This window comes from Pseudogracilibacillus sp. SO10305 (assembly GCF_037072005.1).
Taxonomy (GTDB): Bacteria; Bacillota; Bacilli; order Bacillales; family Amphibacillaceae; genus Pseudogracilibacillus; species Pseudogracilibacillus intestinigallinarum.
In genome coordinates this window covers 356,303-377,253 of record NZ_JAXHDE010000001.1, presented here as the reverse complement: position 1 = coordinate 377,253, position 20,951 = coordinate 356,303, and the positions used below count along the sequence as shown (strand labels likewise).

22 protein-coding genes are annotated in these 20,951 nt (G+C 33.9%); 16 read left to right on the top strand and 6 right to left on the bottom strand.

Annotation, left to right across the window (positions count from 1 at the left end):
• Positions 1 to 127 precede the first annotated feature (127 nt).
• From SPD45_RS01960 to SPD45_RS01935, 6 genes are all read left to right on the top strand, one after another.
• Positions 128 to 352 carry a YdbC family protein gene (locus tag SPD45_RS01960; RefSeq protein WP_336265908.1) on the top strand — a complete coding sequence of 75 codons (225 nt, stop codon included), beginning with the start codon at positions 128 to 130 and terminating at the stop codon, positions 350 to 352.
• Between the two features lie 93 nt (positions 353 to 445).
• Positions 446 to 1,612, top strand: a complete 1,167-nt coding sequence (locus tag SPD45_RS01955) for a hydroxymethylglutaryl-CoA synthase (RefSeq protein ID WP_336265907.1) — start codon at positions 446 to 448, stop codon at positions 1,610 to 1,612.
• A 64-nt stretch (positions 1,613 to 1,676) separates the two neighbouring features.
• Positions 1,677 to 2,213, top strand: coding sequence for an EndoU domain-containing protein (locus SPD45_RS01950; protein WP_336265906.1), 537 nt, complete (start codon positions 1,677 to 1,679; stop codon positions 2,211 to 2,213).
• Positions 2,214 to 2,222: 9 nt separating this feature from the next.
• The gene (locus SPD45_RS01945) at positions 2,223 to 2,591 is read left to right on the top strand and encodes a hypothetical protein (protein ID WP_336265904.1); all 369 of its coding nucleotides are present in this window, start codon (positions 2,223 to 2,225) and stop codon (positions 2,589 to 2,591) included.
• A gap of 322 nt (positions 2,592 to 2,913) precedes the next feature.
• On the top strand, positions 2,914 to 4,071 hold the full coding sequence (locus tag SPD45_RS01940) for an exonuclease SbcCD subunit D (RefSeq protein ID WP_336265903.1): 1,158 nt from the start codon (positions 2,914 to 2,916) through the stop codon (positions 4,069 to 4,071).
• 12 nt (positions 4,072 to 4,083) lie between these two features.
• A complete protein-coding gene (locus tag SPD45_RS01935; RefSeq protein WP_336265902.1) occupies positions 4,084 to 7,179 on the top strand; it encodes an SMC family ATPase in 3,096 nt (1,031 codons plus the stop codon).
• A 153-nt stretch (positions 7,180 to 7,332) separates the two neighbouring features.
• On the opposite strand, the gene SPD45_RS01930 is transcribed toward SPD45_RS01935, so the two are convergent.
• Positions 7,333 to 8,316, bottom strand: coding sequence for a 2-hydroxyacid dehydrogenase (locus SPD45_RS01930; RefSeq protein ID WP_336265901.1), 984 nt, complete (start codon positions 8,314 to 8,316; stop codon positions 7,333 to 7,335).
• Between the two features lie 251 nt (positions 8,317 to 8,567).
• On the opposite strand from SPD45_RS01930, the gene SPD45_RS01925 reads away from it, so the two are divergent.
• Both SPD45_RS01925 and SPD45_RS01920 read left to right on the top strand, forming a co-directional pair.
• Positions 8,568 to 8,921: a YisL family protein gene (locus SPD45_RS01925; RefSeq protein ID WP_336265900.1), complete on the top strand. Its 354-nt coding sequence runs from the start codon at positions 8,568 to 8,570 to the stop codon at positions 8,919 to 8,921.
• Positions 8,922 to 9,020: 99 nt separating this feature from the next.
• On the top strand, positions 9,021 to 10,529 hold the full coding sequence (locus SPD45_RS01920; protein WP_336265899.1) for an alpha-amylase family glycosyl hydrolase: 1,509 nt from the start codon (positions 9,021 to 9,023) through the stop codon (positions 10,527 to 10,529).
• 122 nt (positions 10,530 to 10,651) lie between these two features.
• Here the strand turns inward: SPD45_RS01920 and SPD45_RS01915 are convergent, their stop codons facing one another.
• The 3 genes from SPD45_RS01915 to SPD45_RS01905 form a co-directional block, all read right to left on the bottom strand.
• The gene (locus SPD45_RS01915; RefSeq protein ID WP_336265898.1) at positions 10,652 to 11,878 is read right to left on the bottom strand and encodes a hypothetical protein; all 1,227 of its coding nucleotides are present in this window, start codon (positions 11,876 to 11,878) and stop codon (positions 10,652 to 10,654) included.
• A gap of 78 nt (positions 11,879 to 11,956) precedes the next feature.
• The gene (locus SPD45_RS01910; RefSeq protein WP_336265897.1) at positions 11,957 to 12,220 is read right to left on the bottom strand and encodes a NifU N-terminal domain-containing protein; all 264 of its coding nucleotides are present in this window, start codon (positions 12,218 to 12,220) and stop codon (positions 11,957 to 11,959) included.
• 452 nt (positions 12,221 to 12,672) lie between these two features.
• Complete coding sequence (locus tag SPD45_RS01905; RefSeq protein ID WP_336265896.1) at positions 12,673 to 13,506, bottom strand: Cof-type HAD-IIB family hydrolase; 834 nt, start codon at positions 13,504 to 13,506, stop codon at positions 12,673 to 12,675.
• A 129-nt stretch (positions 13,507 to 13,635) separates the two neighbouring features.
• Here SPD45_RS01905 and SPD45_RS01900 point away from each other — a divergent pair, with 129 nt between their 5' ends.
• The 4 genes from SPD45_RS01900 to moaD all read left to right on the top strand — a co-directional run bounded on the left by SPD45_RS01900 (position 13,636) and on the right by moaD (position 15,571).
• The gene (locus tag SPD45_RS01900; protein WP_336265895.1) at positions 13,636 to 14,406 is read left to right on the top strand and encodes a prolyl oligopeptidase family serine peptidase; all 771 of its coding nucleotides are present in this window, start codon (positions 13,636 to 13,638) and stop codon (positions 14,404 to 14,406) included.
• 70 nt (positions 14,407 to 14,476) lie between these two features.
• Complete coding sequence (locus SPD45_RS01895; RefSeq protein WP_336265894.1) at positions 14,477 to 14,788, top strand: metal-sulfur cluster assembly factor; 312 nt, start codon at positions 14,477 to 14,479, stop codon at positions 14,786 to 14,788.
• Positions 14,789 to 14,869: 81 nt separating this feature from the next.
• On the top strand, positions 14,870 to 15,334 hold the full coding sequence (locus tag SPD45_RS01890; protein WP_336265893.1) for a molybdenum cofactor biosynthesis protein MoaE: 465 nt from the start codon (positions 14,870 to 14,872) through the stop codon (positions 15,332 to 15,334).
• Complete coding sequence (moaD, locus tag SPD45_RS01885; protein WP_336265892.1) at positions 15,335 to 15,571, top strand: molybdopterin converting factor subunit 1; 237 nt, start codon at positions 15,335 to 15,337, stop codon at positions 15,569 to 15,571.
• A gap of 232 nt (positions 15,572 to 15,803) precedes the next feature.
• Here the strand turns inward: moaD and SPD45_RS01880 are convergent, their stop codons facing one another.
• Positions 15,804 to 15,986, bottom strand: a complete 183-nt coding sequence (locus SPD45_RS01880; protein WP_336265890.1) for a DUF2929 family protein — start codon at positions 15,984 to 15,986, stop codon at positions 15,804 to 15,806.
• A gap of 247 nt (positions 15,987 to 16,233) precedes the next feature.
• On the opposite strand from SPD45_RS01880, the gene SPD45_RS01875 reads away from it, so the two are divergent.
• From SPD45_RS01875 to SPD45_RS01860, 4 genes are all read left to right on the top strand, one after another.
• Positions 16,234 to 17,172 (top strand): beta-ketoacyl-ACP synthase III, encoded by a 939-nt coding sequence (locus SPD45_RS01875; RefSeq protein ID WP_336265889.1) that lies wholly within the window; start codon positions 16,234 to 16,236, stop codon positions 17,170 to 17,172.
• 51 nt (positions 17,173 to 17,223) lie between these two features.
• Positions 17,224 to 18,465, top strand: a complete 1,242-nt coding sequence (fabF, locus tag SPD45_RS01870; protein ID WP_336265888.1) for a beta-ketoacyl-ACP synthase II — start codon at positions 17,224 to 17,226, stop codon at positions 18,463 to 18,465.
• A gap of 106 nt (positions 18,466 to 18,571) precedes the next feature.
• Positions 18,572 to 18,790: a hypothetical protein gene (locus SPD45_RS01865; RefSeq protein WP_336265887.1), complete on the top strand. Its 219-nt coding sequence runs from the start codon at positions 18,572 to 18,574 to the stop codon at positions 18,788 to 18,790.
• Between the two features lie 78 nt (positions 18,791 to 18,868).
• Positions 18,869 to 19,603 (top strand): DUF3603 family protein, encoded by a 735-nt coding sequence (locus tag SPD45_RS01860; RefSeq protein ID WP_336265885.1) that lies wholly within the window; start codon positions 18,869 to 18,871, stop codon positions 19,601 to 19,603.
• A 36-nt stretch (positions 19,604 to 19,639) separates the two neighbouring features.
• On the opposite strand, the gene trpS is transcribed toward SPD45_RS01860, so the two are convergent.
• Complete coding sequence (gene trpS, locus SPD45_RS01855) at positions 19,640 to 20,623, bottom strand: tryptophan--tRNA ligase (RefSeq protein ID WP_336265884.1); 984 nt, start codon at positions 20,621 to 20,623, stop codon at positions 19,640 to 19,642.
• Between the last annotated feature and the right edge of the window lie 328 nt (positions 20,624 to 20,951).

Genomic DNA, 20,951 nt, shown 5'->3' with positions numbered 1-20,951 from the left:
AATAACGAACAGTGTCAACCTTTCATTGTTATGGGTGACGAAAAATTTGGGAATTGATTGTTTTTCACATCGTTTTACACAAAATTTTGTTATAATAAAGGCAAGAAATTTTATTGAGGTGAATATGTTGGCAAATTTTTCATATGAAATTATTGAAACGATTGCTGTGTTGTCAGAGGGTTCAAAAGGATGGAAAAAAGAATTAAATTTAATTAGTTGGAATGGACGTGATCCGAAATATGATATTCGTGATTGGTCGGAAAATCACGAGAAAATGGGAAAAGGGATAACTTTATCTAAGGAAGAAGTCCAAACATTATTAAATGCATTAAATGAATCAAATTATTTTTAATAACGTATTCCAATTAGTTGAAAAGATAAATTAAAAAAGCGTATGATAGTGTTAGTTTTAACATTTAAATTGGACGATAGAGGAGAATGACCGTTGAAAATAGGAATTGACCAAATTGGGTTTTATACACCACAATATTTTGTTGATATGAATGATTTAGCTGAATCAAGAGGTGTTGAGCCTGCAAAATTTACTATTGGAATTGGACAAAGTGAAATGGCTGTTGCACCATTAACACAAGATTCTGTTACATTAGCTGCAAATGCAGCATTAACATTTTTAGATGATGAGATGAGAGAGAGTATTGATTTAGTGTTATTCGGGACGGAAACAGGTATTGATCAATCAAAATCTGCTGGAATTTATGTACATGATTTATTAGATATTCAACCATATGCTCGTACAGTTGAAATGAAACAGGCATGTTATAGTGCGACTGCTGCATTGCAACTTGCCAAAGGGCATATTGCATTAAATCCAAATAGTAAAGTACTAGTTTTAGCATCTGACATTGCACGATATGGGTTAAGTACTGCTGGTGAAGTAACACAAGGTGCAGGGGCGGTTGCAATGTTAATTAGTGCAAACCCACGTATTTTATCATTAGAAAATGATAGTGCATATATAACGAAAGATATTATGGACTTTTGGCGTCCAAACTATTCACCATACGCTTATGTAGACGGGAAATATTCAAATGACCAATATATTGCGTTTTTCAATGAAGTATGGGAGCAATATAAAGGAAAAGCGAATCGATCATTAGATGATTTTGCTGCATTATGTTTCCATTTACCTTACACAAAAATGGGATTAAAAGCATTACGTACTATTTTAGATGAAACTTCTGATGCGAATCAGGATCGCTTACAACAATTATATGAACATAGTACGACATATGGTCGTAAAATCGGAAACATTTACACAGCTTCATTATATTTAGGACTAGTTTCATTATTAGAAAATAGTGAGACATTACAAGCTGGGGATCGAGTCGGTTTATTTAGTTATGGTTCTGGTGCTGTAGGTGAATTTTTCACTGGAATTTTAGAAGAAGGATATGAAGAAGCATTGCAAAAAGATACACATAGAAACATTTTTGTACAACGTGAAAAAGTATCTGTTGCACAATATGAGGAAATGTTTACAGAACGATTACCGGAAGATGGCTCTGAAATAATGTTATCGAATGAAAATGATCCTGCACCGGCTTACGTAAGTGGCATGAAAGATCATATGCGATTATATACTCGTAAATAAATGAATGAAAAGGTGGACTGATATTTTTGTTCACCTTTTTTCTTTTAGGAAGGAATGAAACAATATGAAAAGAATTTTTCAATTAAGTATGGCACTTCTTTTATCTATTTCATTATTATATGGATGTAGTGCACTAGATGAATTATTAGGGGATACAAATGAGGCGAATATCGTACAAGATGTCACGCCAATCGATGCATTAGAATATACAGATAACTTTCGACCAAATGCACTTGCACATATTTTAGAAGGAGAATTGAACCGAAAAGGACAAGCAGTAGGGTTTCATTATGACCATCTACCTTCTAAAAAAGGAGAGATTTTAGAAGGGACAAAAACAGATAGTGATGAACATGGTGTATATGAGGCAGAAGTGATGGTAGAAGATGTGGAAAAACAATCAAATAAGGGAAAATCAACATTTTTTCCAGATGATTGGGACTCCCAAGATGTAGTAGATGCAATTAACGAGGCATATGACGAACGTGAATATATACAAGGAAATACATATGAAGGATTAACAGAAGAAGGAATAATCATTCAAATGTATTTAGATGATAACGAAAAAATCATTTCAGCATTCCCAGTTTATGAAGGGTAGGGAGTAAAGATGTATTCTTTTAAAGAATTGACGTTACAACGATCAGGTATTGAAAAGAAACGTTTAGTTATACAATTTGAAGATGAAAACATGGCAATTGTAGCGCAGTTTTTAATGACAGAAGTTGGAAATAATGGAGCGACTTATATAGATGGAATTGTTTCCGTTGAAAAAGAGGAAACTCCTCTATTCGAGGGAACTGGCAACCTTTTCGCGTGGCATGTGACGAAGGAAAAATCTGTTATTGAAGATGTATATTATGATGCAGAAGAACAAATTGGATATGAACCTATCGAATTGAAAACAGCGGACTTAAAAAAGTTCATATCAGTATGGACAAACACGTATGAGGCATGGAAAAAAGGAACATCCATATAGGGAGTTATTGAAAATAAAGGAGGAATAATCAATGAACCAATTGCAGAAATTACGCTGTCAATCTTGTAAAACGGAGAAGAAAAAAGAGAAATCCTCCTTTATATCGATTCCAAAATTGTGTTTTGGACACTATTTGATGATTGCTGGAATTATCTATATTTTAATTTTGCAGCTGTTTTTCGTGTAGAAAAAGGAAGTTTCGTCTAGGGAAAATGCAATTTTGGTTCATTATTCACCCCTAAAAGCGAACTTCCTTTTTTTCGCGAATTTTTATTTTTGGTAAACTAGTAAGAAGGATAAACAGAAAAAGGAGTGACTTATATTGAAAATCTTTCATACGGCAGATTGGCATTTAGGGAAAATTTTGCAAGGTGTTCATTTAACAGAGGATCAATCTGTCGTTATTGCTAATTTTATTTCACAAGTAAAAACGGAAAAACCTGATTGTATTATTATTGCGGGGGATTTATACGATCGTGCAGTCCCGCCACCCGAAGCTGTTCAACTATTAAATGATACGCTACATACATTAGTCATTGAATTGGGGGTACCTGTTATTGCGATTGCGGGTAATCATGATAGTCCAAGTCGATTACAATTTGGTAGTGGATTAATGAGGGAACAAGGTTTATATATTGTTGGTCAATATGCATTTGAACAGGGGCCGGTCATCTTACGGGATGAGGTGGGCGAAGTACATTTTCATCTTGTTCCGTATATGGAACCGAGTACAGTTCGCCACTTATTAAAAGATGACAATATTATCTCACACGATGATGCAATGAAGGCGATTATTGCACATATGAAACCGATGATGGATGAGAAGGCGCGTCATGTTTTTGTCGGTCATGCATTTGTGACACCATATGGAGAAAAAGAGGAAAATACAAGTGATGCTGAAAAACCATTATCGATAGGTGGAGCGGAATATGTTAATGCAGCCCATTTTGATATTTTTCATTATACGGCTTTAGGGCATTTGCACCAAGCCCATTTCGTAAAAAATGAACATATTCGATATGCAGGTTCTCCGTACAAATACTCTATTTCTGAAGAACATCATAAAAAAGGATTTTATGTCGTTGAATTAGATGAAAATGGTGTAGCAAATATTGATAAACGATTGCTCGAAGCGAAGAGGGATATAAGAAAAGTAGAAGCTTCGATGGATGAAATTTTGAAAATGGAGGTAAGTGAAGACTATATATTTGTTACCTTAACAGATGAAACCCCTGTGTTGTCACCAATGGAAAAGATTCGTACTGTTTTTCCGGATGCGATGCATGTAGAACGAAAATATGTTGATATTTCACTTCTACATGGTGAGGAGTCATCAGATACAAAACGAACAGAAATGTCTGATCAAGCATTATTTGAAGCATTTTATCGTGAAGTGACAGGAAAAGAGGTAAATGATCAAGCAAAGGAAGTTTTTACAGATTTAATGGAAACATATGTAAAACAGACGAGAGAAATATAAGGGGGGAGTTTTATGCGTCCATTAAAAATAGAAATGTCCGCGTTCGGACCTTATAAAGAGAAAGAGAGTATTGATTTTTCGAAATTAGCACACCACCAATTATTTGTCATCTCTGGTCCGACTGGTGCAGGAAAAACAACCGTTTTTGATGCTATTTGTTTTGCGTTATATGGAACAGCAAGTGGATCAGATAGGCAAAATATTTCAATGTTACGTAGTCATTTTGCTGACGATGATGTACATACGTCCGTTACATTTATTTTTCGTCTGCGTGATAAAACATATCGTGTTTTCCGTCAACTTGGTCATAAAAAGGCAGGAAATAAAACAGCGACAGGAGAAAAATACGAATTATATGAAATTTTAGCAGATAATTCAGAAGTTCCTGCTGTTGAGCGCCAAATCGTAACTGAAATTAATAAAAAATTGGAGCAATTAATTGGATTAACAGAAGACCAATTTAAACAAATTGTTATGTTGCCACAAGGAGAATTTCGTAAACTATTAACATCAGAAACTGAAAATAAGGAAGCAATTTTGCGACGTCTATTTAAAACAGAAAAATATAAACAGTTTAATCATATTTTACAAGAAAAACGTGATCATTTATTACGTCAATTTACTGAAGAAAAAAAGATGTTAAATCATTTTATGGATCAAGTGACTGCGGTGACGGAAGTACGGGAAGATTCTCCTTTAGCATTGTTATTACAACAAGAAACATATAACAGTGGACAAGTTGTAGAGGCGTTGCTTTCAGAATGGGAATTTTTATGTGAAAAAGAACGTACAGAAAAAAAGGCATATGAAACAGCGCAACAATCGTATGAGAATCAATTAGCTGTTTTAAATGAGAGCATTAATTTGAATGAAAAATTTGTCGAAAAAGAACAGAGGGAAGCTAGTTTACAGCAATTGCTAAGGCAAACAGATAGTTACAAACAAAAAGAAACAACATTAGAAGCGGCAAATGAAGCAGCAAAAATTATGCCATATGAAACACAATTAAACGAACGAAAAACAGAATTGACATCATATACAATAAAACAAAAGGATCTGGAAGAAAAAATTGTTCATGTGAAAAAGTTATACGAACAAGCAGTAGAAATGTATGAAAAAGAAGTATTGCAAGAAGGAGAAAGAGAAAAACTAAAACGTGAAGTAGACCGTTTAGAATCATTTTTACCAATTGTCGAGCAAATGGCGATGAAAGAAAAGAAGCTAGAAGAACAACGGAAACAAATTAAACAAAATCGTGTAACGGTTGAAGGAATTAATAAGAAAATAAGTGAAAACGAACGACAATTAGACGCGAAGAAACATGCCATAGAGTCTGCTGAAGCACAATTAAAGTCGTTAGGGAAAATAGAAGAAAAACTACATGCTTTACGAGAAAAATATCATGTAGTGAATGAATTTCACAAAATCCATGATGAAGCAATGGAGAGTAAAGGAAAGTTAAATCGAGCACAAACCATTTTTACAGAAGAAAAGGAAAAGTATAATCAGCTTGAATCAGTTTGGTTTAACCAACAAGCAGTCGTTTTAGCATCACATTTACATGATGGGGAAGCATGTCCAGTTTGTGGGAGTAGTGATCATCCGAATAAAGCGACGAATAATGGAGCGTCCATTACGAAAGAGCAAATAGAAGAAAAGAAACAGTATATGGAAAAATTGGAGCAACGTCTCAGAAAAATAGAACAAAGTCATTTTGAGTTAGAAGGAAGTTGGAAAATGTATAAGCAAAAAATGGATGAATACGAACTATCCATTAAACATTTAGATGAGACGAAGGCAACAATTAAGCAAGAAGGGCAACAATTAAAGGATACAATTGATAAATTACAATTACTTGAAAAAGAGTATGATACGAATCGTAAAGCGATTGGTACATTAGAAGAGGATATAAAAGTACAACGCAGGAAAAAAGAAGAACTGGATCAAAAGTATGCAGAGGAAAATGCGACATATCGCTCGGAAACTTCCTTATTTATAGCTGATAAGAAAGAAATTCCAGAAGAAATTCAACAAATAGACCGATTGCAAGCCTATTTACAAAAAACACGAACAACGGTCCAACAAAAAGAAGACCAGTTTAAACGAGCAGAAACGAATATGCGCGAAACAGAAAAGGAACATTTATCTGTCACTCAATCTATACAACATATGAAAGAAACGATCCAAGACGCACAAAAAAAGGTCACAAAATTGGAAGAAACATTTCAATCACAACTAGCACGAGCCTCTTTTGAGACGGTAGAAAATTATGAAGCGGCGAAATTACAAGAAGATGATCGTAATCAATTACAACAAGAAATCCGAGCATATTATGATCAAAAATCACTCGTTGAACATCAACTGGAAGAATTAAATAATCTATTACAACATAAACAAAAAGTAGATACGACAGCATTAAAAGCAGAAGTAGATCAATTGAAAATAACTTATGAGCATGCGTTTGAAAAATTACAAAAGACGAAACATCAATCAGAGCGTATACATGAATTAAAAGGAAATATTGAAGAACTTTCAACACGTGTAAAAGGAATTGAGGAAGAAGTCGTCGTCGTAGAAGATGTATATGATGCGCTTCGCGGACAAAATAATTTGAAAATATCGTTTGAACGTTATTTACAAATTGATTATTTAGATCAAATCACACAGGCTGCCAATGAACGTTTCCACTCTTTAACAAATGGGCAATATTATTTAATCCGTAGTGAGCGACAGGAAACACATGGGAGACAGAGTGGTTTAGCAATCGATGTATATGATGCATATACTGGCCTAACTCGAGATGTAAAAACATTATCAGGTGGGGAAAAGTTTATCGCTTCTTTATGTTTAGCTCTAGGTATGTCTGATGTCATCCAAAGCTTCCAAGGTGGTGTATCGATTGAAACGATGTTTATTGACGAAGGATTTGGTTCATTGGATGATGAATCGTTACAAAAAGCAATCGATGCCCTCGTACAACTGCAGCAATCAGGTAGAATGATCGGTGTTATTTCACATGTAGAAGAGTTGAAGTCCATCTTTCCAGCGATGTTAGAAGTAACAAAAACAAAGGAAGGTTATAGTAAAACTACATTTAAGATAAAATAGTGGCAAATTTCACGCTATAAAGAAGAAATAAATGAAACATTGATTGTAAAGAAAGTAGAGAATAAGAGAATTACGCCAAATATAAAATATGAACATGTAAAAAGATTCATCGTATGAAATGAACGAAAAACGCATACGATGAATCTTTATTGTTTATTTTTTTCTTAAGTCCCACATAGCTTTATCTACAAGTGTTATAGGCATTTCATTCGTTAAACCTTTACAGAGATTTTCATATGCTAATGATGCCATTTTTAGTTCTGTTGCATATGTAGCAGAACCAATATGTGGCAATGTGACAACATTATTCATTTTTAATAAAGGGTTGTCCGGGTCAACTGGTTCTTTTTCAAATACGTCTAAGCCTGCTGCGGCAATTTCATTCGTCTCTAAAGCGGTAATTAAGTCTTTTTCTACAATCGTTTGACCACGTGAACCATTGATGAAAATAGCTGTATCCTTCATCAGTTGAAATTCTCGTAAACTTAATAATCCCTTTGTTTCTTTAGTTAATGGTGTCATTAAAACGACATAATCCGATTGTTGTAAAAGGTCTTCTAAAGAGCAGTGAACAGCATCAAATTTTTCCTCTGCTTCATATTTACGGGAACGAGTATGATAAAGAACATTCATATGGAAACCGTGATGAGCACGATTTGCAATAGCTTCCCCGATACGCCCCATCCCGATAATTCCAATTTTTTTATGATGAACATCTAATCCATATAATTGTTCATACATATTTTTCTTCCATTTTCCATCTTTAACGAGGCGATCCATTTCTGGAATTCTTCTAGCTGTTGCAATAAGTAATCCAAAAATAACATCAGCAACCGTATCAGTAAGAACGTCAGGTGTATTTGTTCCCATAACATTGTATTGTTTCATCGCTTCGACATCAAAATTATTAAACCCAACTGAAATATTACATACAATCTCTAATTTTTTTGCTTCTTTTAGCAATGGTTTATCAATAGTAATACCATGTCCAATTATACCGTGGACATCTTTTACGGCATCATACAATTCTTCCTTTGTTGCTTCATATGTTTTGATATAAGAAAGGTCAAATTGTTCATCTAATTGATCAATAATAGTTTGGTCTAATCTGTTTGCTATAAGTACTTTTTTTCGCATGATTCATCCTCCGCCCACTGTTTATATAGCTTCCTAAATATGTTGAAAATGATATATATATTAGTGTATATCGTATATGAAAGAATCGCAACCGTGCAAATTTAGTTGGTAATTCATCGTGTCATCCGTAATTCTCATAAATTTGTCGAATTTATAATGTATGAATTTGCAATCGGGACATGATATAATGCAATGGTACAGTAAAATGCTATTTTATAATTATATTGTTAGAAAAGGAAGGGGAAAGAAACATGGCTCATTTACATATTACTGCTTGGGTTGTAGCCTTTATATTATTATTCGTCGTTGTGGGCTTCTACAAGCAAGGGAAAAAACAAGGGAAAATGCTTCATATGATTTTACGCCTTGATTATTTACTTATTTTATATTCAGGTGGAAGTTTATTTGCCGAATATACGAAAATAAGTGGGGAACTAATTATTAAAATTATTGCTGGATTGTTAGCTATCATTGCAATCGAAATGATTACGGTAAAAACAAACAAACAAAAATCAACAAAAACATGGTGGATTGTATTTGTTGTAAGTGCATTAGTTGCAATTATTTTAGGATTCACTCGCTTACCTTTAGGAATATTACCTTAAAAATTGGGGTTGGGACATGTGTGTCTGTACGTTTAGACGATATAAACACGGTGGCTCCCAACCTTTTTTATGAAAAATAAAGAAAATGGAGTGTCTGTTATGAAGCGATTATTCATTTTATTTATCGTTCCTTTATTAGTTTTTACGATGATTCCTTTTCAAGTAAAAGCAGATGACAAAAGAACGATTCAAGATGAAATTATTTATGACCTTCTCGTAGACCGTTACAATAACGGCCGTCAAGCATCAAGTGATCAAGTCGATATTCATGATCCATATACGTATAATGGTGGGGATATTGATGGGATTACAAAAATGATTGACGAAATTGAAGAAGGCGGATTTACGATGATATCTTTATCACCAGTCATGGAAAATGCCGTTGGTGGATATCATGGATATTGGGTAGAAGATTTTTATGAAGTAGAAGACGAGTTCGGCTCGATGGAAGATATTCATACATTAGTGGAAAAAGCACATGATTTAAGCATGAAGATTATGTTAGAAATTCCTTTAAACTATGTGGCAAAATCAAGTCCACTAGTAGAAGAACATCCAGATTGGTTTAAAGAAGTCGAAGTAACACCAGCATATGAAGCGACAGAATGGTTGGAAGAAGTTGTAGCCTTTGATCAATCAAATGAAGAAGTACAAGCATATTTACAAGATGTAGCATTATTTTGGATGGAAGAAGCGAAAATAGATGGTTTTCAATTTGCTCATGCAGATGAAACAGATGGGGATCTATTAGAAACGATTGCATTTGAATTGAAGAAAAAGGACCCAAATTTTTATCTTATTGCTACAACATTACAAAATGATGGAGATGTCACTCATTTACTTGAAAATGAACATTTAGATGCCGTTGCAAACCAAGAATTTTATACTGCGGCAAATGAAGTGTTTACGAAACCAGACGAACCTGTTTCAAAAGTATTCGAAGAAACGTCATTAACAGATGATATTCGTGACTTATTATATGTTGATAACTTAAACACTCCTCGTTTCTCTAATAATTTTGGAGATAATGGAAGAAATCGGGTTACTACTTGGCAAATTGCTTTAGCTTATTTATATTTAACTCCTGGAGTACCGATTGTGTACCAAGGTTCTGAAGTGCCAATGTATGGACCGGGATATCCTGAAAACCAATATTTTGTAGACTATTCAAGTGCAGATCCAGATGTAAAAGATGTGTTTTCACAAATGGCTGCCATGCGTGAACAATACAAGCAGTTTACACATGGCGATATAGAACACGTCACTTCTGAACAAGGAATGAGCTTATTTAAGCGAACTTATGATGATCGTTCGATTTATGTAGCGATTAATAATGATAGTGAATCACATACAGTAACAATTGATGAGGTTGATGAAGAATTCCAATTACGTGGGTTAATCCATGATGATACAATTCGCGCAAACGATGAAGGCGAATTTTTAATTGGAATGGAACGAGAATCCGCAGAAGTATTTATTATTGAAGGTCGTAAAGGATTTAACTGGGCTTTCATCGGTTTTGTTGCTGGAGTATTTATCGTCTTTGTCGGAGCGATTATTATGTTATCCATTAAACAGAAAAAACGTGAAAAGCAAGCGGGAAAATAAAATTAAGACATTGCTAGTTTTGAATTACACAAAACGGTCATATTTTATCGAGATAAGATAAATATGACCGTTTTTATAGTTACCCATATATGTTTCAGTTCAATTAGTAGGTTGGCACTATTTCATTTTGTTTGTTTACATACGGTTGTCCAAATCGAACATATACCGACTAATAATAAAATTGTCGCACTTAATAAGAGTTCATTTTGATAAGGGATGATCCAACCATTTGTCCATGCAAATAATGCTGAACAAAATAAAATAACTTCCTGTACTACGAAACCACCTAAAAAAATAGCAATTCCATATGTTACTCGTTTTTTTGTTTCATCTAATAATTGGGTACTTTGATATAAATTTAAAATAAACATCGTAATAAAGCCTAAAAGAGTCAAATGTAAATATCCAATAATGACAGAACGAGTTTCATAAATTAAGGATGAAAAGCCCGGTATTAATAATCCGAATTCCAAGAACTGTTTCATTAAAAGGATGAAGGCAACAAATATATACGAAATTTTCATATGTTTGCTAAACAATGCATGAAATGAATGATAAGCAGGGAATATCGTACCGATTAAAAGTAGAATAGCGATGCATTGTCCAATTACACCAATGAAAGCAGCAATATAACCACCTATACCTATGTCGTACCATAATATAGCAGAAAAATAAGCTGGAAATAAACTAATGAAATATATCCAAAAACTACACTGGATCCATTTTTCGTTATATGTTATTTTATTCTTTTGTAAAAAGAATAAAAACAGTCCGATTAACATAAAGAAAAGCCAACCATTGTATTGAAAATGTAAGTAAAAATAAATAGCCATTTCAAATAATGGGGATTCCCTTAATCCATTAGCTGCAATTGCACCTAAACTGAATGGTCCAAGTGTAGATAAAAATAAACTAAGTAAACTCGCATACATAAAAAGACGAAGAGTTCTTGTCATATGAGGGATATATTTTAATGTTATCCAAATAAAAATAATGACCCAATATTCTACGAAAATATGTATAACAGATAAAATAATTGAATATGTCGCATACCCTTCATATAAAAAGGCGATAAACATCATTAAAGTCACGACTAATATCGTATAAAGAATAGCGATCGCATGCTTTTTCTTTGGCATCGATTCCCAGGTCAATTTTACATAGAGAACGAACATGGCAAGAAAAGTCCAACCTAAAATAGCCATATGAGAGTGTCCATGTAAAATATGTTCAAAAGGTAAGGTTTGGGCATTAGGTGCGACAAAATATAGTCTCATCCATATACCAGATAAAGCTGTAATAGTTAAAAAAAACAGAGAAATATGCGTGAATTTCGTCGGAAAAGCCATTATGTTTCCTCCTTGTATTTTTACATGAAAAAACTTGTAGAGATCATTTCCCTACAAGTGATTTGGTTATGTATCAAATTAATATCCATAACTTTCGATAACTTCGATTATTTTGTTTAGTAAGTGATCCCATTCCACATCAAATTGTTTGTTTACTGTAATAAAGTTTTGATAACCAAAAACGTTATCAACACCTTCTAATTTCATTAATTCGTTTAATACTTCATGTTCACTCGTATCTCCAGGCATAACAGAAACACTGTCGTTTCCTTCAAAGATAACTGTATCGGAAGTAAATTTCACTGCGTTTGGGTTTGGTGTTCCTTCTGGTCTAATTGCCACAAATATCCCTCCTATCATTATTCCATCATAAATGTAACATATTTTATAAAAAAAGACCATTTCATCGTTGTGAATAAGGTGCATTTTATAAATATCCGGCAATATTTTTTAAAAAAAGTTCACAAATGAAAAGGTATTCTATTACTTTATATTAAAATTACAATAATTTTCTTAAATATTATCATAGCAAATAAGTAGGTGCGTTGGATAAAACTAACTTTTGATTATGTTGAAATGATAGGAGCACATCATAAGTTATTGTGTAGTTACCTTAAATTTACTAGAGAGTGTTCGTGTATTAACATAGCATAATAGATTTATGGAACGACGTAGTTTATCAAATAAAATGAAAAAGGAATTCCAGTAAAAATTAATTTACTGAAATTCCTTTTTGTAGCTGATAGAGTTATATCCTAATCGCTTGGATATTTTGTATAGGTGATTCTATTAAGCTACTTTTGTAATGAAGTAATTTTTAGTTGAAAATAATCCGCTAAAAATTGACCGATACCATTATTTTCATTTGTATCTGTTACATGTTTTGCGACGGTTTTTAGTTCATCCACCGCATTTCCCATCGCCACACCTACTCCAGCATAATCAATCATAGCCAAGTCATTCGTTTCATCACCGAATGCAATGATACGTTCTTTCGAAATACCGAATTCTTTTGCGACTTGTTGTATTGCTGTTGCTTTGTTTACTTTATTATTCATTACTTCAATGATATTGGTCGGTTCTCCCCAATTTCGATGGTCAATAATATCAGCATGCAAATCATTTAAATACGACGTTAATCGCTGTAAATTGTCTTTATCTGGATACAATAACATCAATGTTGGGTCATCTTTTAATAAATCTGTTACAGGCCCTACATGGAATGGATCATCTTTTTTTGGTTGATAAAAATCAAAAATATGTTCATCGTATTGATCTAAATATACAGTATCTTGTACAGCCGCTAATACGTTTTTTCCTTGCAATTGTTTATTCGCATCAATAATATCTAACGCTAATTTTCGCTCTAATGGAGTATGATGGACTCCCCAATTTTTATCATGTGGATGGTGAATCACAGCCCCGTTAGAGTTAATTAAAGGTGTTTTCAATCCTAATTCATGATAGTAGTGGATACTTAATTTATTAGAACGACCAGTTGCAATGACGACAACATGACCAGCTTCTATTAAATGTTGAATCGTTTCTTTCGTCGGTGCTAATATTTGGCGTTGGTCTGATAACAACGTTCCATCTAAATCTAAAGCTATTAAATGTTTTTCTTTCATTCGTATCACCTCGTGTATGTCTATCATAACAAAAACAAATAAATATCTCTAGCGAACGATTTATATGCGTTGCAAATGAATTATGATTCATCCATAATAAAGATGTATAAAAGGAAAGGACGATGTTGTATGGAATTATCGGTGGAAAAGAAATATATAGAGGAAATACCTGTATTAATCGTATCAGATGCAACGAAAAAGAGTGAAGCATTGCCAACGGTTGTGTATTACCACGGTTTTAATGGAGAGAAAGAGAGTAGTTTAACATTAGCATATAAAATCGCAGAAAAAGGTTTACGAGTGTTGTTGCCGGAGAGTATTTTCCATGGGGAAAGAAGAAATAATGCTACCCAGAGTGAGATAGAGTTAGGTTTTTGGCAAATTGTACTAACGAATATTAAAGAATTACAAACAATTAAAAATTATTTAGAAAAAGAAAACTTACTATTAGATGGGAAACTAGGTATTGGCGGTACGAGCATGGGTGGTATTACAACATATGGTGCTTTACGTACATATGATTGGATTAGTACAGCTACAGTGTTAATGGGAACACCGAGTATGTCAGAGTATGCACAAGTTTTAATTGACCGATATAATACAAATCATGATGCTCAAATTCCGCAAAAAGATGTGGATGCGGCATTGGCGTTAGTGTCGAAATATGATATTACAAAAAACTTAGCTGCGTTAAATGATCGACCTCTGTTTATTTGGCACGGGGATCAAGACGCAGTCGTACCAATCGATTATACGAGAGAATTTTATAAACAAGTAAAAGAACAATACGCTAATAAAGACTATGTTCACTTTTTAGAAGAAAAAGGTCGTATCCATAATATTAGTAAACTGTCGATGAATGAAGCGGCAGCTTGGTTTGAAAAATATTTAAAAAATTAAATCATTCATTTTTCAAAAAGTGTAAAATATGGTTAAATAGAAGTAGATCTATGTAAAGGAGGAAATCTTTATGGATGAAGCTTTAAAAGAAAATATATTAGGCGCTTTAGAAAACGTTATCGACCCAGAACTTGGAATCGATATTGTAAATATGGGGTTAATTTATGATGTAGACCTAGATGATGAAGGTTTATGTACAGTTACGATGACATTAACGTCAATGGGATGTCCGTTAGCTGGACATATTGAAGCAGATGTACGTCATGTCTTAGCGGATATCCCCGAAATAAAAGAAATTAATGTAAATATCGTTTGGGACCCACCTTGGGGGAAAGACAAAATGTCTCGCTATGCGAAAATCGCATTAGGTATCCCTGACTAATATAAAAAGGTTGATTCACGATATCCATTGTGGAATCAACCTTTTTTGTACAAAATTGTCAATTTATAAGGTGGGATAATAATGGAAAAACTTTTTTGGATTACAACTTCACCATTAGATGTTCAATCGTGTATGGATAAGGTTGTTCGACGAGAAGCTGGTGCAATTTGTACGTTCACCGGAATTGCTAGGGAGTTTACAAAAGGAAAAAAGACACTTTATTTGGAGTACGATGCATATATTCCAATGGCTGAAAAACAGCTTGCTCGAATCGGGCAGGAAATACAAGAAATGCATCCCGATGCGGAGGTGGCAATTGGCCATCGAATCGGTAAATTAGATATTTCGGAAATTGCGGTCGTTATTGCAGTTTCTACACCACATCGAAAAGCAGCATTTCATGCGTGTGAATATGCGATTGAACGAATTAAAGAAATCGTTCCCATTTGGAAGAAAGAAAATTGGGAAGATGGAACAGAATGGATTGGTGACCAAAGAGAAACTACCTCGTATCCTGAAGGTAAACCAATGGAAGGGGATATGTAAATGGTACAGTTACTATTTTTTGCACAAATACAAGAAAAAGTTGGACAAAAGCAGTTAGAAGTAGAAGCAAATGGAAAAACAGTAAAAGAAATTAAAGATGTTTTTTTAGCTAAATATGACATTGCTTCCTTATTAGAAGATGCCATGGTCGCAATTAATGAAGAATATGCAACGGAAACAGATGTTGTTCAGTCGGGAGACGTTGTTGCATTTATCCCACCTGTAAGTGGAGGCTAATTGTTGTTAAACTTGGTTAGACGTTGGCGAGTGACTTGAAAACCTTACAATATGTTGATGTAGTAGAATGGCTAGATGAAGCTCGTTGTTATATCGAACTTCATCTAGCCAATTTTTTGATCAATGTAGTTAAAGCAACCTGTCATTATATCGTTTCATTCTTGTTAGTTCGTCCTTATATTTTATAATTCAAAAATAAAAAGATTTCAGCATATGCTGAAATCTTTTTAAGTTATTCGACACTTTTTGTAAAACTTGATAAAATTCCATCAATGATCATTACCGCAACGATCATTGAAATACTTAATCCTAATGCTTGCGTGAAATTAAACATTTCATTTGCCATGCTTGATAGGATATAAGCTAAAGCCGAACTAATTAAAACTGCCCAAATAAACGCGACAATAACTCTCATTCGTTACACCTCATTTACCATTTACATATGTATTTATAATATACATCCTTTATAAGTTTAGCAAAGAATGAATAAAAAGAAAAGAGGAAAACGATAAATTAAGCGTGTAATAAAATATTTGTTAAAAAGAAGTGAAAATTATAATCGGTTTTTAATTTTTTTCTTGCATGAAACGGAAAAATAGCTTAAAGTTTATACCAAGTCATAATATTTGCTATTAAGTTAGAATGTTAAAGGAGATGGCAAGATGGGTGTAGGTATTATTGGTGTTGGACATTATGCTCCAGATAATATCGTAACAAATACGGATTTAGAAAAAATTGTAGATACAACAGATGAATGGATAAGAACAAGAACTGGAATTGAGGAAAGAAGAATTGCCAAAGATGATGAAGATTCATCAGATATGGCTTTTATTGCTGCGGAAAGAGCATTAAAAAGTGCGGGTAAAACAGCAGATGAGATAGACTTAATTTTAGTTGCTACTGTTACACCAGATACGCCTTTTCCATCTGTTGCTTGTATGATCCAAGATAGATTAGGAGCTACAAATGCGGCAGCAATGGATCTAGGTGCAGCATGTGCTGGATTTATGTATGGAGTTATTACAGGTCAACAGTTTATTGAAGCTGGTGCATATAAAAACGTATTAGTGGTAGGGGTAGATAAACTATCAAAAATTACTGACTGGACAGACCGTAATACATGCGTGTTATTAGGGGATGGTGCTGGTGCGGCAGTACTAAGCAATGTGTCTGAAGGAAATGGAATTTTATCATTTGAACTAGGAGCAAATGGTAAAGGTGGACCACATTTATTACAAAAAGATGACGGATTTTTATATATGAATGGACGCGAAGTATTTAAGTTTGCTGTACGTCAAATGCCGGAATCATGCATTAACGTCGTAGAAAAAGCAGGATTAAGGAAAGAAGATGTAGACTATTTAGTGCCACACCAGGCGAATATTCGTATTATGGAAGCGGCACGTCAACGTATTGGAATTGACGAAGATAAAATGGCTACAACGATTAAATATTACGGTAATAACTCATCGGCTTCTATTCCAATCGCATTATCACAATCGATTGAAGATGGAAAAATTAAAGATGGGGATGTTATCGTGTTAGTAGGGTTCGGTGGCGGTCTCACTTGGGGAGCAGTTGCACTACGTTGGGGTAAATAAGGATAACAAATGTTATAAATATAAGACATATTTATAGGGAGGCATTTAGAGATGACGAATAGACGTGTAGTTGTAACAGGAGTCGGAGCGGTGACACCTGTTGGAAATGATGCAGAAACATTGTGGAAGAATATCGTTCAAGGTCAATCAGGAGTTGACTATATTACTAGAGTAAATAAAGATGAATTTCCAGTATCTGTCGCTGCAGAGGTAAAAGATTTTGACGTAACAAAATTTGTGGAGAAAAAAGAAGCAAAACGGATGGATTTATTTGTACAATATGCCATTGCAGCATCAAAAATGGCAGTAGAAGATGCCAATTTAATGATCGATGAATCTATTGCAGATCGTGTCGGAGTTTGGATTGGTTGTGGAATAGGTGGAATGGATACGTACGAAGAACAAATGAGAAAATTCATTGACAAAGGGTATCGTCGTGTAAGTCCATTTTTCGTGCCGATGTTAATTCCAGATATGGCAGCTGGGCAAGTATCGATTCAACTCGGAGCAAAAGGAATAAACTCATGTACAGTAACAGCATGTGCTTCAGGTACAAACTCAATTGGAGATGCTTATAAAGCGGTTCAACGTGGGGATGTAGATTATATTATTACTGGTGGTACAGAATCACCACTAACAAATATGGCATTTGCAGGATTTTCATCAATGAAGGCATTATCATTTAATGATGATCCTAAAACAGCGAGCCGTCCATTTGATAAAAACCGTGATGGTTTTGTCATGGGGGAAGGTGCTGGTATTCTAGTATTAGAAACATTAGAATCCGCACAAGCCCGTGGTGCAAAAATTTATGCGGAAATTGTTGGATACGGTGCAACAGGTGATGCATTCCATATTACAGCACCAGCAGAAGGTGGAGAAGGTGCTGTCCGTGCAATGAAACAAGCATTAAATGATGCGAATGTTCAACCTGAAGAAGTAACATATATTAATGCACATGGAACGAGTACAGAATTAAATGATAAATATGAAACAGAAGCAATTAAAGAAGTATTTGGGGAGCATGCAAAGAAAGTGGCAATCTCCTCAACAAAATCGATGACTGGTCATTTATTAGGAGCTGCTGGTGGAGTAGAAGGGGTCATTTCTGTTAAAGCAATTGAAGATAGTACAATCCCTGCAACAATCAATTATGAAACACCAGACGAAGCGTGTGACTTAGACTACGTACCAAATGAAAGCCGTCAACAAGAAGTGGATGTTGTATTAAGTAATTCATTCGGTTTCGGTGGACATAATGCTTGTTTAGTCTTTAAAAAATTTAACGATTAATACGAAAGTGTAAGCGACGCAAAATTCATGTCGCTTACACTTTTTTAATAAAGATGAAAACGAAGCATAGAGTATAGTACAAGCTTATAAAAATGAGGGAATAAATATGGGGTATATTTTTTTGTTTCTACTTGGGTTTGGACTTGCTATATCTGGTGGAATTACGGTAATTGCGTATATGAATTTTTTACCTGCGGGCATTACTTGGTATGAATATGTACATTTTATTAGCAGACGAATGGAATGTTACTTTTTTCCACTTGGAGTTATTATAGTTAGCATTACCATTCATAAACTACCTTTTGATAAATTACAATTGAAATAATATGCTGTTCAAGAAGCATATTTTTATCCATTTATGGACATAATGGGACATAAATATGTTGAACAGTGAGGGATGAACATGCATTTTATTCATGATGTTTGGGTAAATTGGTTTATTGGTAAAAAAGAAGGATATCAAGTATGTCCACAATATGAGTGGAGAAAGGAAGATAAGGTAGAACTATTAGAACAGATACCGGTCTTATATGTGACTGAACAAGTATTGGATGCAGTAGAAAATAATATTCAACCGTTACCGAGTTCATTACTTTATCATATACATAAAAAAACGACAAAGAGAGAAAAATATAAAAAGACGACCATTGACTATGCGGCAGTTTTGACGGATGGAAAAGGTGTCATTGCGTTTGATACGACTGGATTTAATATGCCATTAAAAAAGAGTCGACTCCCATTAAAACAAGAAATAAAAGTATTGCAACTATGTGAAAAGATGAAACAAATTAAATATTTTCATATGCCCAAAACAGAAGAAAAGGAATCCTTTTTACATGTAAATAGAAAATATATGTACGGGCTTACTAGGAGAGAAAGAGAGTTAAAGATGCTCTTGTTGGTTGCAGTTAAACAGCTTGAAAAAACAAAGAATATGAGCGAATTGTTGTATTGGTTGGCAGAATGGAAGGATGAGAAAGTATCGTATGCAATTCATCAGTTAACAGAGGATCAATTATATCGCCTTTTATACAATGAAGTAAAACGTGGGTGGTCTAAAAAACATGAGCATCTATGTAAACAGATGATGAAGGGAAAGCCTTTTTTAGAAAAATATTTACAAGTAAAACAAAAATAGCAGGAAGGACAAATTCTCTTGTCCACCTGCTTTTTTTTATTTACGTAATATCCCCATTTTCTTTTTCGCTTTTGTTAATGTGCGGTTAGCAAAATGTGCTGCCTTATTTGCACCGTTATTTAAAATTTTATCAAGTTCTTCGGAATTAATTAATTCATGATAACGTGCCTGGATTGGTTCTAATGTATCGACAACAGCATTTGCTACAGCACCTTTAAAATCACCATATCCTTTACCTTCAAACTCAGCTTCAATTTCCTCTAATGTCTTTCCAGTACAACTTGCATAAATGGTCATTAAATTTGATACACCAGGTTTATTTTCTTTATCAAATTTCACAATGCCGTCTGAATCAGTTACAGCACTTTTTATTTTCTTTTCCATTTGTTTTGGTGTGTCTAACATTGAAATAAAGCTTTTTGTGTTTTCATCAGATTTACTCATTTTTTTCGTTGGCTCTTGTAAAGACATAATTCGCGCACCAACTTCAGGAATTTTAATTTCCGGTATGACAAACACATTTCCGAAGCGATTGTTAAAACGTTCAGCAACAGTTCTCGTTAATTCAAGATGTTGTGTCTGATCTTCTCCAACCGGGACAATATCTGTTTGATATAATAAAATATCTGCCGCCATTAAAGCTGGATATGTGAATAATGCAGATGATACAGCATCACGGCCTTCAGATTTATCCTTAAACTGTGTCATTCGTTCTAATTCACCCATATATGTTATAGATTGCAACATCCAGCCTAGTTCAGTGTGTGCGGGTACTTCTGATTGAATAAATAATGTTACTTTTTCTGGGTCTAGTCCTGAAGCGATATATAGTGCTGCTAAAGAACGACTATTTTCTCTTAATTGCTTAGGATCTTGTGGAACTGTAATCGCATGTTGGTCCACAATACAGAAATAACAATGATTGTCCTCTTGTAATTGAACAAATTGTCGCATTGCTCCTAAATAATTACCTAATGTTAATGTTCCACTCGGTTGAATACCTGAAAAAATCTTTTTCACGTTGTTTCACTCCAATGATTTTACAAAATGTTTTACAGTTCTTATTACTTCTTAAATCATATAATACGTTTTTTATGAAAGCAAGGAAATGGCGAGGAATCAACAGAAACAACTTATTTTAGTGCTTTATTCACAGAAAAATAAGAAAGTATTTTTAATTCCTTATTGTTTATAAATAGTTATTTTGGGTAACATACTATAGTGAAACGACAGTTTGTAACAAATTTATGACATTTCAAAAAAACTTTTACTTATTTTGAAAATGGTCTACCTTTTACTTGACAATTGTAGTATAATCGACAGAGGAAGTTTATTTAGAGTCATTATT

Bases quoted from the DNA above. Each gene is read 5' to 3' on its own strand.
- SPD45_RS01950 (WP_336265906.1), top strand. From the start codon at position 1,677: ATGAAAAGAATTTTTCAATTAAGTATGGCACTTCTTTTATCTATTTCA.
- fabF (WP_336265888.1), top strand. From the start codon at position 17,224: ATGACGAATAGACGTGTAGTTGTAACAGGAGTCGGAGCGGTGACACCT.
- SPD45_RS01875 (WP_336265889.1), top strand. From the start codon at position 16,234: ATGGGTGTAGGTATTATTGGTGTTGGACATTATGCTCCAGATAATATC.
- SPD45_RS01860 (WP_336265885.1), top strand. From the start codon at position 18,869: ATGCATTTTATTCATGATGTTTGGGTAAATTGGTTTATTGGTAAAAAA.
- SPD45_RS01900 (WP_336265895.1), top strand. From the start codon at position 13,636: ATGGAATTATCGGTGGAAAAGAAATATATAGAGGAAATACCTGTATTA.
- SPD45_RS01880 (WP_336265890.1), bottom strand. From the start codon at position 15,986: ATGAGAGTTATTGTCGCGTTTATTTGGGCAGTTTTAATTAGTTCGGCT.
- moaD (WP_336265892.1), top strand. From the start codon at position 15,335: ATGGTACAGTTACTATTTTTTGCACAAATACAAGAAAAAGTTGGACAA.
- SPD45_RS01930 (WP_336265901.1), bottom strand. From the start codon at position 8,316: ATGCGAAAAAAAGTACTTATAGCAAACAGATTAGACCAAACTATTATT.
- SPD45_RS01945 (WP_336265904.1), top strand. From the start codon at position 2,223: ATGTATTCTTTTAAAGAATTGACGTTACAACGATCAGGTATTGAAAAG.
- SPD45_RS01920 (WP_336265899.1), top strand. From the start codon at position 9,021: ATGAAGCGATTATTCATTTTATTTATCGTTCCTTTATTAGTTTTTACG.
- SPD45_RS01925 (WP_336265900.1), top strand. From the start codon at position 8,568: ATGGCTCATTTACATATTACTGCTTGGGTTGTAGCCTTTATATTATTA.
- SPD45_RS01895 (WP_336265894.1), top strand. From the start codon at position 14,477: ATGGATGAAGCTTTAAAAGAAAATATATTAGGCGCTTTAGAAAACGTT.
- SPD45_RS01905 (WP_336265896.1), bottom strand. From the start codon at position 13,506: ATGAAAGAAAAACATTTAATAGCTTTAGATTTAGATGGAACGTTGTTA.
- SPD45_RS01915 (WP_336265898.1), bottom strand. From the start codon at position 11,878: ATGGCTTTTCCGACGAAATTCACGCATATTTCTCTGTTTTTTTTAACT.
- SPD45_RS01890 (WP_336265893.1), top strand. From the start codon at position 14,870: ATGGAAAAACTTTTTTGGATTACAACTTCACCATTAGATGTTCAATCG.
- SPD45_RS01935 (WP_336265902.1), top strand. From the start codon at position 4,084: ATGCGTCCATTAAAAATAGAAATGTCCGCGTTCGGACCTTATAAAGAG.
- SPD45_RS01865 (WP_336265887.1), top strand. From the start codon at position 18,572: ATGGGGTATATTTTTTTGTTTCTACTTGGGTTTGGACTTGCTATATCT.